Raw genomic sequence first — 12,776 nt, 5'->3', positions numbered from 1 at the left:
GCCACAGCGCCCTCGGCGGGAAAGCTCCCATCACCCGAGTGTCATGAACCTGCCTGCGACCAACACCTAGTCCTGCCACCGGCTCCGGCCCACCGCAGGGTCTGGGACGGACGACGGCCGCACCCCGATGGGGTGCGGCCGTCCGATGGTCGGCAGCTGGGCTCAGGCCTCGCCGTCGCCGATCACGAAGCGCTTGACGCCCTCCCAGTTGGCGGCCTCGGTGAGGTTGCGACCGTCGACGATCACCTGCACGCCCGGGAAGTCGGAGGCCTGGAGGGCCTTGAACTCGGGGTGGTCGGCCTGCACGATCAGGGCGTCGACGTCGGTGCCCTCGGGCAGCGCCGGCAGGCGGTGGGCCTCCAGCTCCTCGGAGGAGAACATCGGGTCTACGACGTAGGCCTCGGCACCCTTGTCCTTCAGCGCGGCGACGGTCGGGTAGACGCCGGAGAAGGCGGTCTCCTTGACCTTGCCGCGGTAGGAGGCACCGAGCACCAGGACCTTCTTGCCCTGCAGGCCGCCCAGCGCACCCTCCACCAGCGTGACCGCGTGCTGCGGCATGGTCATGTTCGCCTCGCGCGCGGTGCGCACGATGGTGGCGTCGGGATCGGTGTGCAGGTACAGGCGCGGGTAGACCGGGATGCAGTGGCCGCCCACGGCGATGCCGGGCAGGTGGATGTGGCTGTACGGCTGCGAGTTGGAGGCCTTGATCACCTTGAAGACATCGATCCCGTGGCTCTCGGCGAACTTGCCGAACTGGTTGGCCAGGCCGATGTTGACGTCGCGGTAGGTGGTCTCGGCGAGCTTCGCCATCTCGGCGGCCTCGGCGGTGCCCATGTCCCAGACGCCGTTGGGGGTGTCCAGGTCGGGGCGGTCGTCGAAGTCCAGCACGGACTCGTAGAAGTCGATGGCCTTCCTGGTGCCCTCGGGGCTCAGGCCGCCCACCAGCTTGGGGTACTTGCGCAGGTCCGCGAAGACGCGGCCGGTGAGCACGCGCTCCGGGCTGAAGACCAGGTCGAAGTCCTTGCCCTCACTCAGGCCGGAGACCTGTTCGATCAGCGGCTTCCAGCGGTTGCGGGTGGTGCCGACGGGCAGGGTGGTCTCGTAGGAGACCAGGGTGCCGGGGGTGAGGTGCTCGGAGAAGGAGCGGGTGGCGTCCTCCATCCAGCCGAAGTCGGGCTCCCAGGTCTCGTCGTTGACGAAGAGCGGCACCACGATCACGATCGCGTCGATGCCGGGGATGGCGCTGGAGTAGTCGGTCGTGGCCTTCAGGTTGCCGGCCGGCACCAGCTCGTTCAGCTTCTCCTCCAGGAAGGCCTCGCCGGGGAAGGGCTCGTGACCGGAGTTGATGGTGTCGACCACCTTCTGCTGCACGTCCACGCCCACCACCTGGTGGCCCTTGGACGCGAACTGGACGGCGAGCGGGAGGCCGATCTTGCCCATCCCGATGACGGCGATCTTCATGGTGTCCTTTCTGGGGGCGCGCGAGGGCGCGCCGGGAAGTCTTCGCAAAGTCTAACGGCGTTGCCCGCCGCTGCCCGGCACGGCGCACGGGCGCGCGTCGGCTTGCTGGGCAGCAACCACGACGGGCCCTGCAGCCGGGTGGCTGCAGGGCCCGTCGGGGCAGTCGTGCCGTCAGTCGATGACGACGAACTGGTTGGTCTTGCTCGACTCGATCATCGCCTCGCAGACCTGCACCACGCGGGCGCCCTGCTCGAGGGTGACGATGTCCGCCTGCTTGCCGAGCACCGCATCGCGGAAGTTCTCGTGCTCGGTGCGCAGCGGCTCGGGCTTGGCGATCGCGAAGCGGGTGACGTCCCCTTCGCTCACGCCATGGAACTGGGCGAGCTCGCCCCAGGTGTCCACCTGCTTCCCGTTGCCGTAGAAGGTCAGGTCCGCCGTCAGGGTGTCGGCGACGAACATGCCCTTCTCACCGGTCACGATGCACAGCCGCTCCTTGGTGGGCGTCAGCCAGTTCACCAGGTGGTTGCTCATCAGGCCGCCGGAGAGCTGGCAGGTGGCCGAGACCATGTCCTCGTACTGCCGGCCCGACTTGAACATCGAGCGGGCCGCGACCAGCTCGAAGTCACGCTGGGTGACCCAGGCGGTGAGGTCGATGTCGTGGCTGCCGAGGTCCTTGATCACGCCGACGTCGGCGATCCGGTTCGGGAAGGGCCCCTGGCGGCGGGTGGCCACCTGGTAGAGGTCGCCCAGCTCGCCGGCCTCCAGGCGCTGGCGCAGGTTCTGCAGCGCGGGGTTGTAGCGCTCGATGTGGCCGACGGCGCCCACCAGGCCCTTGTCGGCGAAGAGCTTGGCCAGGCCCTTGGCGGAGCCGGTGTCCTTGGCCAGCGGCTTCTCGATCAGGGCATGCACGCCGGCCTCGGCCAGCTTGGTGCCGATCTCGTCGTGGTAGACCGTGGGGGCAGCCACGACGCAGTAGTCCAGGCCGACCTTGATCAGCGAGTCGATGTCCGGCAGGACGTCGAGGTTGCCGGCCACGCCGTGCGGGTCACCGGTGGCGTCGGCGACGCCCACCAGGTCGACGCCGTCGATGGAGCGCAGGTTGCGGGCATGGTGGCGACCCATCATGCCCAGGCCGATCAGGCCTGCACGCAGGTTCGCCATGCTCATGCACCCGCCTTCGCGAGGGCGTTGACGGCCTCGACGATGCGCTCCAGGTCACCCTGCTCCAGCGAAGGATGCACCGGCAGGGAGAGGCACTCCTGGGCCGCCTTCATGGTCTCGGGCAGGTCGGCGTCGTTGGTGGTGCCGGCGAAGGGCTTCAGCTGGTGGTTGGGCACCGGGTAGAACATGCCCGAGCCCACGTTGTACTGCTCCTTCAGCGCCTTGGCCAGGCCGTCGCGGTCCTCGGGGACGCGCACGGTGTACTGGTGGTAGACGTGCACCGCGCCCTCGGCGACCGGCGGCGGGGTGACGCCCTGCAGGTTCTCGGAGAGGAACTTGGCGTTCTCCTGGCGCTTGGCCGTCCAGGCGTCGACCTTGGTCAGCTGCACGCGGCCGATGGCGGCGTGGATGTCGGTCATGCGGTTGTTCAGGCCGACGACCTCGTTGTGGTACTGCTGCAGCATGCCCTGGTTGCGGTAGAGGCGCATGTTGCGCTCGATGGTCTCGTCCTTGACCGAGACCATGCCGCCCTCGCCGGAGGTCATGTTCTTGGTGGGGTACAGCGAGAACATGCCGAAGTCACCGAAGGCGCCCACCGGGGTGCCGTTCAGCGAGGCGCCGTGCGCCTGGGCGGCGTCCTCGAAGACCTTGAGGCCGTGCTTCTCGGCGATCTCGACGATGCGGTCCATCTTGGCCGGGTGGCCGTAGAGGTGCACCGGCATGACGCCCACGGTCTTGTCCGTGATGGCGGCCTCGAAGGCCTCCGGGGAGAGGCAGAAGTCATCGGCGTCGATGTCGGCGAAGACGGGGGTTGCGCCGGTCAGGGCCACCGAGTTGCAGGTGGCGGCAAAGGTGAAGGAGGGGACGATGACCTCGTCGCCGGCCTTCACGCCGCAGCTGAGCAGGCCGAGGTGCTGGCCCGAGGTGCCGGAGTTGACCGCGACGCAGGCGCGGCCCAGGCCGAAGTGCTCGCTGAACTCCTTCTCGAAGGCCGCGACCTCCGGGCCCTGGGCCACCATGCCGCTGCGCATGACGCGGGAGACGGCCTCGATCTCCTCCTCACCGATGATCGGCTTGGCCGGGGGGATGAACTGCTGGGTCACTTGGATTCCTCCGTGGTAGCGGTGGCGGAGCCTTCCTCCACCAGAGTCAGGGTTTCGTTGTCCTCGACGAACTTGTCGCCGGTGCGGCTGTCGATCCACCGGTTCTCGCCGTCGGCATCCAGCGGGAAGCCCGAGCGGCCCACCCACTTGATGCGACGGGCCGGGACGCCGGCCACCAGCGCGAAGTCCGGGACGTCCTTGACGACGACCGAACCGGCGGCGACGGTGGCCCAGCGGCCGATGGTGACGGGGGCGACGCAGGTGGCGCGAGCGCCCACCGAGCAGCCCTCCTTGAGGGTCACGCCCACCGGCTCCCAGTCGGAGGCGCTCTTGGCCGTGCCGTCCGGGTTCACCGCGCGCGGGAAGTGGTCATTGGTCAGCACCACCGCGGGGCCGATGAAGACCCCGTCCTCCAGGTGGGCCGGCTCGTAGACCAGCGCGTAGTTCTGGATCTTGCAGTTGTTGCCGACGTGGACGCCCTCGCCGATGTAGGCGCCGCGGCCCACGATGACGTTCTCGCCGAGCTCCGCGCCGTGGCGGACCTGGGCCAGGTGCCAGACCGACGAACCGTCGCCGATGGTGACGCCGTCGTCGAGATCGGCGGTGGGTTGGATACGTACGTTGTTCACTGGGCCTCCGCGGGGCTTGGATTTCTCCCGTCAGGCTATCGCGTCGACACTGCGCAGCACCGTGCGACTCGGCCAAAGCTCGCAGGTTGCCGCTTCCCTGATCTCACAGGGGGCGCCCAGTAGCCTGATGGGGTGGACGACACCATTGACCTCCTGGACTACCTGAAGCGCCTGGCCCGCGCCGCCCTGCCGGCGGCCGTCGTGGCCCTCCTCGCGCTCGCCGCGCTGACCTTGGCGAGCAGCCCGGCGCCCACCGAGTACCACGCCAAGGCGCACGTGCTGGTGGCTCCTTCCGCAACCAAGGATGCCGCCACCGCTGACATGCAGGCCCAGCTGCTCCCCCAGCTGATGCGCACCTATGTGGCGCTGGAGGACAGCCCGCTGATCGTCGACCAGGTGGCACGCACCGTCGGCGGGGGCGCCCGGGTCGAGGACGTGGCCGCGAGGACCGCCCTGGTCTGGGGTGGCGGCTCGATGCTGCTCGCCTGCCAGTCCACCGCGTCCAGCCAGGAGGAGGCGAACCAGCTGGCCCAGGCCACTGCCGAGGCCCTGGTGGCCAAGGGTGCCGAGCTGCTGGACCAGGATCCCGGCGACATCACCCTCAGGCTCGTCGAGGACGCCAAGCCCGACGTCGCCCTGAACACCACGCCCGAGACCACGGTGGACCGCATCAAGCAGAACCTCCCGCTGGCCCTCGGGATCGGTCTGGTGACGGCCCTGGTGATCGAGTGGCTGACCTCGCGTCGCAGTTCCCGCCGCCGCACCCCGGCGACCTCCGGCGTCACCGACTCCGGCGCCCCGCGCGACACCGGTCGGTGACGAGCCCCGTGCGGCGCACCGTACGGGCGAGCTGGCTCCTGGTCCCGTGCATCGCCATGGTGACGGCCAAGCTGCCGATGGGCTTCCTGGTGCTGCTCGCCGGACCCCTGGCGGTGCTCGCGCTGCAGGGGATCCGTCCCCACGCCCGGTGGCCGCGGGCCCTGGCCCTCACCCTGCTGTGGTCCCTGCTCGCCTCCTTCGTGGCGGTCGTGAGCTTCGCCCCACAACTGCTCGCGGGCACGAACAACACCTTCGTCGTGATGGTGGCGATCGCAGCCCTGGCCAGCTGTGTCTTCGCCTCCGGAGAGCGCCCCGACGAGGTTGCCGCCCGACTGGTGGACGGCCTGTTCGCCGGACTCCTGGTCACCTGGGCGCTGTCCATGGTCGAGGTGGCCACCGGCTTCAAGTTCATGACCGTGCTCTATCCGGGGGCCAACACCATCGCCCAGGTGGCGGGCCGCAGGCTCTTCGTCAGTGCGCTCTTCCCGAACTACAACGACTACTCGGTCGCCATGGCCATGCTGGTCGTCCTGATGGTGGCCCGCCTGCTCTTCCAGCGCCGCGGGCCCAGGACGACCCTGCTGCGATGGGTTGTCCTCATCAGCGCCACCTTCCTGGTGGCCTACATGGGATCCCGCGGTGCGCTGGCGACCCTGCTCGGTGGGATCGTCCTGGTCTGCACCCTCAACGTGCGAGCCCTGCACGGACAGGTGCTTCCGCTGCGCGCCCGGGCCGCCGCGGTACTGCTCGGTGGCGCTGCCCTGCTGGGCCTGCTGACCAGCCCCTATGTCCAGGACAACTCCACGGCCCAGCGAGGAGGGATCGCCGAGAACATCCTGACCATGCTCGGTGACCAACCGGTGCGCGCCCTGCTGGGTTACGGGGCGCTCTCGCAGTACCTGGCCGATGCCGCGGCCCGCTTCGGCGCCATCCTGATGGACCCCCACAACCTGCTGCTCGAACTGGTGATCTGGTACGGGCTCCCTGCCCTGGTGGGCTTCCTCACCTGCTGGTGGATGGTGGTCCGGAGCAGTTTCCTGGGCTCCTTCCGGCCCGGGGACTGGCGCTCCGTCGGCGCCGTCTCGGTGACCACCCTGCTGCCCCTGATCGGCATCGTCTGCTCATCGACGCTGCGCTACCACATCGTCTGGATCTGGCTGCTGGCATCTGTGGCCGCCGTCCACGCACACCGACGCGCGGCCGCTCAGGCCTCGGCGGCCCCAGAGGCCGCCATGGAGACCAGCAGGTCCATCAGCCCGGCATAGTTCTTCGCCTGGTCGAAGCCCTCCTGGACCGCCCGGTGGGCGGCCTGGCGCTCGTCGGGATCCTTGGCGCGGTCGTGCCAGCGCCACAGCGCGTCGGCGATCTCGCGCGCCTCGGGCATGGCCCCCAGCAGCTCGCCGCCGCCACCGGCGGCCGGCACCAGGTCGGAGATCCCGCCGACATCGGGGGCCAGCGTGGGCACCCCGAAGGCCATCGCCTCCATGATGGAGACCGGGACCCCCTCCGACTCCGAGCTGTTGACGAACAGGTCAACCGGCTCCTCGTCCAGGTGCTGGCGGATCCGGTCGTTGTCCACACTGCCCGCCAGCACCGCATGGAGGTTCGACAGGTCCTGGTGGGCCGCCAGGCGCTCGCGCATCTCCTCCATCAGCTCGCCGCCACCGAAATGGGTCCATCGCACCGTGAGCTCAGGATGCTCGGCGCACAGCAGCGCCAGCGCGTCGACGATGCGGTCGATGCGCTTGACCCGGGACATGAAGGCGACGCTCAGCAGGTTCAGCTCACCCTCGGGCGAGGTGCTCGAGAGGCTGTGGGGAAGCTCGACGCCCAGCGGGCTGAGCCGCACCCGTGCCGGGTCCAGCCCGTAGGTGTCCAGGCCATAGCGCTCCCCCTCGCCGGAGATCGGCAGGAAGAGGTCGAGCTGGCGTCCGAGCTGACGGTGCAGGCCGAGGTAGCCCGAGGGATGGCGGTCCTCGTAGAGGTCGTAGCGGTGGGCCCGGGTGACGACGTGACCCACCCCCTTTCCCTTGAGCAGCTGCGCCCCGAAGGTCCACACGTCCCACCAGTAGCTGTACAGGACGTCGATCGGGCCGTTCGCCTCGATCCAGGCGGCCAGGGCGTCGCGGTGCACCAGGGCTCCCGAGACCGCCCGCAGCGCCTCCTTGGCGGTGGCGCGGTTGAGCCGGCCCTGGCGGGCCAGCCAGACCAGTTCCCGCCGCAGCAGCGGGCTGCGCAGTGCGGCCAGGCGGGCGCTGCGCCGCTGGGCGCCGGTGATCCGTGCGAGGCAGTCGTCGAGGCGAACCGACTCCGGCACCGGGCGGGGCTTACCGTCCATCTTCCAGGGCATCACGACGACCTCGGCGTCGTCCCTGTCCCAGAAGGGGGCCTCCGGCTCGATGAACTGCTCACCGGGGAGCCAGGGGAAGGCTCGGGTGATGATGAGGATTCGGGTCATCCAGCAACCTCCGTGGTCTCTCGTGCGGCTCGCTCCGCCGCGCGGCGTCCCGGGTGCAGGCCCCAGGTGCAGGCGAGCACCAACCACCACCAGAAGCTGATGGCGAAGTTCTTCAACAGGTAGTGGTCGAAGGCGAAGGCGACCAGGGTGGCCACCAGTGCCAGCGGCACCACCAGCTCGGACAGAGCCGCCATGAAGTCCTGCCGGTCGGCCTTCTTCCCGAGGCCGAGCAGCCGCCGACCACCGCGGACCGCCTGCCAGACCACCGTCGCAACCACCACCAGCAGCAGCGCCAGACCCACCAGGCCCAGCTCGGCCAGGACACCCAGGTAGAGCGAGTGCGGATTGGTCAGCGAGCGCCCGAAGCCGGTCTGGATGGCGCCCCGCCAGGGGACGGGGATGGCGCCGGTCTCGAAGGGGTACCAGGGCCACATCCGCCCCGAACCCACCCCCAACCAGATGTTGTGGCCGGTGGCCGACCAGGTGCGCCAGGCGGTCTCGTAGTTCGCCATCCTGAAGGTGTCGTGCACCTGCAGCAGACGACGGGTGGCCGGCAGCGCGACCATGGCGAGCGCGGCGCAGGCCACCACTGCGGCCACCATCGCGAGCACCTGCAACCCACGGCCGCGCAGCAGCAGGAAGAGGCTCAGCAGACCACCGAAGACCAGCAGGCTGAGCAGGCCGGAGCGCGATGCGGTGAGCATGATCTCCACCAGGCACAGTGCCGCCCCGAGAGCGCTCCAGCCCCTGCGCTCACCACGCAGGGCCGAGGCGAGCAGGACGGCGCCGGCAAGCAGCAGGGCGACATGGAAGATGGCAGCCCCGCCCATGCCGGTGCCCAGGCGCACGGAGTGCGTGGACACGATGGTTCGAGCACCTGCCAGGACGCTCGAGAGCGGGATCAGCATGGCGGCCTGCCAGAGGACCAGCCGCCGTCTGGCCGGTCCGATCATGGCCGCCAGGCCCCAGGCGGCGAAGAGGGTGACGAAGGAGGTGACCACCGGTACCACCAGGTAGATGCGGGTCACCTCGGCGCGGGGCTTGAACAGTCGAGGCAGCGGCGTGTGCCAGGCCGACCACAAGGCCCAGCCGAAGAGCAGCACCGCAGCACCCAGCACGAGGTTCCCCGCCCGGGTCCGCTGCCCCCGCCGCACCAGCCAGGGCAGCGTGACCACCGACACCGCCGTGAAGCCGATCAGGAAGAGCGACCACACCGCCGGCCTGCCGTGGACACCCACGCGCAGGTTCACGAACTGCATCACGAGCAGCCCCAGAAGCAGGGCCCATCCAGCCAGACGAGCCGTCACCGGTTCCGGCGCGGGGGAGGGGAACTGCTGCACGGCTGCCACACCCACACCCTAGACGGCCGGGGCCCCACGCTCCTCGATCCACACGGCTTCCTCCCGGGCGAGGATCGTCGTGGGCTCCAGCATCCACCCCACCCGTAGGATTGCCCCATGAGCACCGCTTCGCAGAGCAGGCCCCGCATGGTCTTCCACGCCCCCTTCCCGCTCAACCGGAAGGCCACCTCGGCCAGCGGGATCCGGCCGGTGCGGATGAGGGACGCCTTCGAGGCGCTGGGCTACGAGGTCTGGGAGGTCACCGGCACGGCGCGGCAGCGGGCCGCCGCCTCCCGTCGGGTGCGCCATGCGCTCAAGGCCGGGCTGCGCTTCGACTTCTGCTATTCCGAGTCGTCCACCATGCCCACCTCGATGACCGAGGCCCACCACCTGCCCCTGCACCCCCTGCTGGACTTCCAGCTCTTCCGGGCGCTGCGGGCCCGGGGCTGCCGGGTGGGCCTGTTCTACCGCGACATCTACTGGGCCTTCGACGGTTATGGCGAGGGCCTGAACCCGGTCAAGAAGGCGGCGGCACTGGCCGCCTACCGCTACGACCTCAAGGCCTACGACCGCACCGTGGACGTGCTCTACCTGCCCTCCATGCTGATGGCGCCGCACGTGGACGTGCAGCGGGTGCGGATGGCGGCCCTGCCTCCCGGCCACGACATGCCGGAGCTGGAGCCGCAGCCGGCCGAGGGCATCCACCTGTTCTACGTCGGCGGCCTGGGCGACCACTACCGTTTCCCGGTGCTGCTGCAGGCGGTCCAGCAGGTGGCGGCCAGCGGCCGGCCGGTCAGCCTCACCCTGTGCACCCACCAGAGCCAGTGGGAGCAGAACAAGCAGGACTACCAGGCCTTCGTCGGGGGGCCGGTGCGCGTGGTGCACGCCAACGGCCCCGAGCTGGAGCCGCTGTACCGCGCCGCGAACGCCACCACGCTGTTCATCGAGCCCAATGACTACCGCGCCTTCGCCTCCCCGGTGAAGCTCTACGAGTACGTTGGCCAGGCCAAGCCGGTGCTGGCCAGCGAGGGCACGCTGAGCGGCCGGTTCGTCGACGAGAACGGCTTCGGCTGGACCGTCCCCTACACGCTGGAGGCGGTCACCGCCAAGCTCACCGAGCTGGCGGACCACCCCGAGGAGGTGCAGCGGGTGCGCGAGGTGATGGTGCAGCGCCGTGGCGAGCACTCCTGGCTGCAGCGGGCGCGCGGCGTGGCCGAGGAGCTCAGCGGCTCGGTGCCCGCCTGACCCTGCTCAGCCAGCGGGCCGCAGCCACGGCTGCAGCCGGCGGGCAGAGGCTCCCCCGTCATGCCAGGCGGCCACGAAGCCAGGCCCCTGGGCGGCCAGTTCGCGGGCCTCGTCGCGTCGCTCCAGCACATCGCGCATCACCTGCTCGAAGGTGTCCGGGTCGGCGTCCACCAAGGGCGGTCGCTGCGGCATCAGCTCCACGGTCGCCTCGCTGACGGCCGCCACGGTCACGCGTCCGGCGGCCATCGCCTCCACGGCGGTGACGCCGTAGCTGGCGGCCAGCAGCTGGTCCACGACGATGTCCACGCCGGCCAGCAGTGCGGGCACCTCGGCATGGGGCACCCGGCTCGGCGAGACGAACTCGACCAGCCCCTCCTGCTCCAGGCGCTGCAGCACCGGCTCGACGTACTGGCTGCCCTTGATGGGCGGCACCCGGCGGCTGGGCATGTGCAGCACCCGGGGCACCCGCCGACGCAACGGCTCGTCGCCCACGACCGCCGAGGCCGGGTCGATGCAGACGGGCAGCCAGGTGGCCTGCGGCAGGTCGTGCAGCAGGTCGGGGGTGGAGACGAAGCAGGGAAGGCCGGTACGCCGCACCGCCTCCTGCGCACGCCGGGCAAGCTCGGCATGGTGGGCACGGTAGGCCTCGTCGCCCTCGTTGAAGTAGGACCACCGGTTGCGTCGGATGTGCTCGGCCGGGTCTCGCAGGTCGCTGCCGTGCGCCACCAGGGCCACCTGGAAACCGTTCTCCCGCAGGAAGAGGGCGTCGGCGGCCACGTCTCGCCGGGCCGGCGTCTGGAAGAAGGTGGTGAAGCCGTCCAGGGCCACGTGGCTGTAGCGGCGCAGGAAGCCCTTCAGCCGGGCCCTGCGCAGCAGCGGGGCGAAGAAGAGCGGGGCGGGGATCTCCCGGTCGGTCTCGAAGCGGAAGTCGTGGCGCCGCAGGGGTCCACGGTTGAAGGAGTCCGCGGGCACGTCGAGGTGCCGCTCGACGGCCTTCGCCCAGGCGTGCGCCTGTCCGGCGTAGTTGGCCGGGCCGATGGCCAGGCGTGTCGGTGCGGTTGTCATCGAACCTCCTCAGCTCGCCGCCATGCTCGCACACCCTGGCCGAGGGCGTCGGGAGGCTGCGGCTGCGGGGAATACACTTCCCGGCATGGCAGAGGCTGAGACGGTTGACGGAGATCACGCCCCGCAGGCATCCCCCGGGCTGCTCGACAGGGCTCGCTCCAACGTCTTCCTGCGCCATGTGCTGACGCTGATGACCGGTACCGCCGTGGCCCAGGTGATCCCGCTGGCGGCCCGCCCCTTCCTGAGCCGGATGTACACCGATGCCGAGTTCGGCCTGTACTCGCTCTACATGTCGCTGGCGGCCGCCTTCGTCACCATTGGGGCGCTGCGCTACGACCTCGCCGTGGTGATGCCGGAGAAGGACTCCGACGGTCGCGCCCTGGTCAACCTGGCCAGCCGGATCGCGCTGGTCACGGCGCTGCTGGTCACCTTCGGCCTCACCCTGTGGGCCAAGCCGGTGGCCGGCCTGCTGGGCAACCAGGCGCTGGCGCCCTACCTGCCCGCCGTCGGCCTGCTGGTCTTCGCGATGACCCAGCTCTCCAGCCGCCAGTACTGGCTCAACCGGCGCAAGCGATACAAGGAGATGGCCCGCAACCGGATGGGACAGTCGGTCGGCACCACCGGCGTGCAGCTGGGGGTCGGGCTGACCGCGGCCCCGGGGGCCTGGGGCCTGGTGCTGGGCAGTCTGGTGGGCCAGTGGTTCAGCTGCCTCAACCTGTGGCGTCTGACCCGGCAGGAGACCAGGCCGCAGCCGGGTGACTCACCCGCCGCGATGGCGCACGAGTACCGCAAGATGCCACTGGTGAACGGCCCCAATGCCGTGGTCGACACCATTCGGCTGCAGGGCATCAACCTGATGACGGGCACCTACTTCAGCCATGCGGTGCTGGGCCAGTTCGCCCAGGCCTGGCAGCTGCTGCAGATGCCCATGGGGCTGATCAACGGCGCGCTGACCCAGGTCTTCTTCCAGAAGCTCGCCACCACCACCCGCGGCAGCATGTTCGCGGTGGTGCGCAATGCCGTGGTCCGATCCCTGCTGATCGGGGCGCTGCCCTTCGCGCTGATCTGGTGGTTGTCGCCATGGCTCTTCCCCTTCGTCCTGGGCAGCAAGGGCAACCACAACTGGACGCTGGCCGGGCAGATCGCACGGGCCCTGGTGCCCTGGCTCTACCTGAACTTCGTCACCTCGCCCATCTCGATGCTCTTCCTGACCGTGAAGCGGCAGGGCACCATGTTCGTCTTCGCGCTGTTCTACATGGCTGTTCCGCTGAGCCTGATCCACCAGTTCCACAGCTCGATCCTGCAGACCATGACCTATGTCTCGTGGTCCATGGCAGGCCTGCTGGTGGTATTCACCCTGCTGGCGCTGCTGGTCAGCTGGCAGTTCGACCACGGGATCGGCGAGAAGAGCGATGCCGGCGCGGTGGACGACGAGGAGAAGGCCGCCATCGCGGCCGAGGAGGTGCAGGACCGCACCGAGGAGCGTCCGTGAGCC

General features: G+C 69.9%; 11 protein-coding genes. 4 read left to right on the top strand and 7 right to left on the bottom strand.

What is annotated here, in order from left to right:
* Positions 1–162 precede the first annotated feature (162 nt).
* From ABD073_RS14065 to ABD073_RS14050, 4 genes are all read right to left on the bottom strand, one after another.
* Positions 163–1,461 carry a nucleotide sugar dehydrogenase gene (locus ABD073_RS14065; RefSeq protein ID WP_343875631.1) on the bottom strand — a complete coding sequence of 433 codons (1,299 nt, stop codon included), beginning with the start codon at positions 1,459–1,461 and terminating at the stop codon, positions 163–165.
* A 171-nt stretch (positions 1,462–1,632) separates the two neighbouring features.
* Positions 1,633–2,622, bottom strand: a complete 990-nt coding sequence (locus ABD073_RS14060; RefSeq protein ID WP_343875638.1) for a Gfo/Idh/MocA family protein — start codon at positions 2,620–2,622, stop codon at positions 1,633–1,635.
* 2 nt (positions 2,623–2,624) lie between these two features.
* A complete protein-coding gene (locus ABD073_RS14055; protein ID WP_343875629.1) occupies positions 2,625–3,725 on the bottom strand; it encodes a DegT/DnrJ/EryC1/StrS family aminotransferase in 1,101 nt (366 codons plus the stop codon).
* Entirely contained in the window at positions 3,722–4,354 is a 633-nt protein-coding gene (locus ABD073_RS14050) for an acyltransferase (RefSeq protein WP_343875627.1), read from the bottom strand. The genes ABD073_RS14055 and ABD073_RS14050 overlap by 4 nt, the downstream gene beginning before the upstream one ends.
* A gap of 132 nt (positions 4,355–4,486) precedes the next feature.
* Between ABD073_RS14050 and ABD073_RS14045 the strand changes: the two genes are divergently transcribed.
* Positions 4,487–5,173 carry a Wzz/FepE/Etk N-terminal domain-containing protein gene (locus ABD073_RS14045; protein ID WP_343875625.1) on the top strand — a complete coding sequence of 229 codons (687 nt, stop codon included), beginning with the start codon at positions 4,487–4,489 and terminating at the stop codon, positions 5,171–5,173.
* 8 nt (positions 5,174–5,181) lie between these two features.
* Positions 5,182–6,438 carry an O-antigen ligase family protein gene (locus ABD073_RS14040; protein WP_343875623.1) on the top strand — a complete coding sequence of 419 codons (1,257 nt, stop codon included), beginning with the start codon at positions 5,182–5,184 and terminating at the stop codon, positions 6,436–6,438.
* Here ABD073_RS14040 and ABD073_RS14035 read toward each other — a convergent pair.
* Positions 6,378–7,631, bottom strand: coding sequence for a glycosyltransferase (locus tag ABD073_RS14035; RefSeq protein ID WP_343875622.1), 1,254 nt, complete (start codon positions 7,629–7,631; stop codon positions 6,378–6,380). The two genes, ABD073_RS14040 and ABD073_RS14035, sit on opposite strands and share 61 nt — an antisense overlap.
* Positions 7,628–8,980: an O-antigen ligase family protein gene (locus tag ABD073_RS14030; RefSeq protein WP_343875620.1), complete on the bottom strand. Its 1,353-nt coding sequence runs from the start codon at positions 8,978–8,980 to the stop codon at positions 7,628–7,630. The genes ABD073_RS14035 and ABD073_RS14030 overlap by 4 nt, the downstream gene beginning before the upstream one ends.
* A 108-nt stretch (positions 8,981–9,088) precedes the next feature.
* On the opposite strand from ABD073_RS14030, the gene ABD073_RS14025 reads away from it, so the two are divergent.
* Positions 9,089–10,216 carry a glycosyltransferase family protein gene (locus ABD073_RS14025; RefSeq protein ID WP_343875617.1) on the top strand — a complete coding sequence of 376 codons (1,128 nt, stop codon included), beginning with the start codon at positions 9,089–9,091 and terminating at the stop codon, positions 10,214–10,216.
* Positions 10,217–10,222: 6 nt separating this feature from the next.
* On the opposite strand, the gene ABD073_RS14020 is transcribed toward ABD073_RS14025, so the two are convergent.
* Positions 10,223–11,281: a glycosyltransferase gene (locus tag ABD073_RS14020; RefSeq protein WP_343875614.1), complete on the bottom strand. Its 1,059-nt coding sequence runs from the start codon at positions 11,279–11,281 to the stop codon at positions 10,223–10,225.
* An 85-nt stretch (positions 11,282–11,366) separates the two neighbouring features.
* Here ABD073_RS14020 and ABD073_RS14015 point away from each other — a divergent pair, with 85 nt between their 5' ends.
* The gene (locus tag ABD073_RS14015; RefSeq protein WP_343875611.1) at positions 11,367–12,773 is read left to right on the top strand and encodes a lipopolysaccharide biosynthesis protein; all 1,407 of its coding nucleotides are present in this window, start codon (positions 11,367–11,369) and stop codon (positions 12,771–12,773) included.
* The last annotated feature ends 3 nt before the right edge of the window (positions 12,774–12,776 follow it).

The sequence above is a fragment of the Luteococcus peritonei genome, assembly GCF_039526385.1.
GTDB classification, from domain to species: Bacteria; Actinomycetota; Actinomycetes; order Propionibacteriales; family Propionibacteriaceae; genus Luteococcus; species Luteococcus peritonei.
The sequence above is the reverse complement of the archived record's forward strand: the minus strand, read 5'-3'. Positions and strand labels throughout refer to the sequence as shown.

What these genes read in the sequence shown, in the direction of transcription:
- ABD073_RS14015 (WP_343875611.1), top strand. Translation starts at nt 11,367, where the DNA reads ATGGCAGAGGCTGAGACGGTTGACGGAGATCACGCCCCGCAGGCATCC.
- ABD073_RS14060 (WP_343875638.1), bottom strand. Translation starts at nt 2,622, where the DNA reads ATGGCGAACCTGCGTGCAGGCCTGATCGGCCTGGGCATGATGGGTCGC.
- ABD073_RS14020 (WP_343875614.1), bottom strand. Translation starts at nt 11,281, where the DNA reads ATGACAACCGCACCGACACGCCTGGCCATCGGCCCGGCCAACTACGCC.
- ABD073_RS14025 (WP_343875617.1), top strand. Translation starts at nt 9,089, where the DNA reads ATGAGCACCGCTTCGCAGAGCAGGCCCCGCATGGTCTTCCACGCCCCC.
- ABD073_RS14035 (WP_343875622.1), bottom strand. Translation starts at nt 7,631, where the DNA reads ATGACCCGAATCCTCATCATCACCCGAGCCTTCCCCTGGCTCCCCGGT.
- ABD073_RS14065 (WP_343875631.1), bottom strand. Translation starts at nt 1,461, where the DNA reads ATGAAGATCGCCGTCATCGGGATGGGCAAGATCGGCCTCCCGCTCGCC.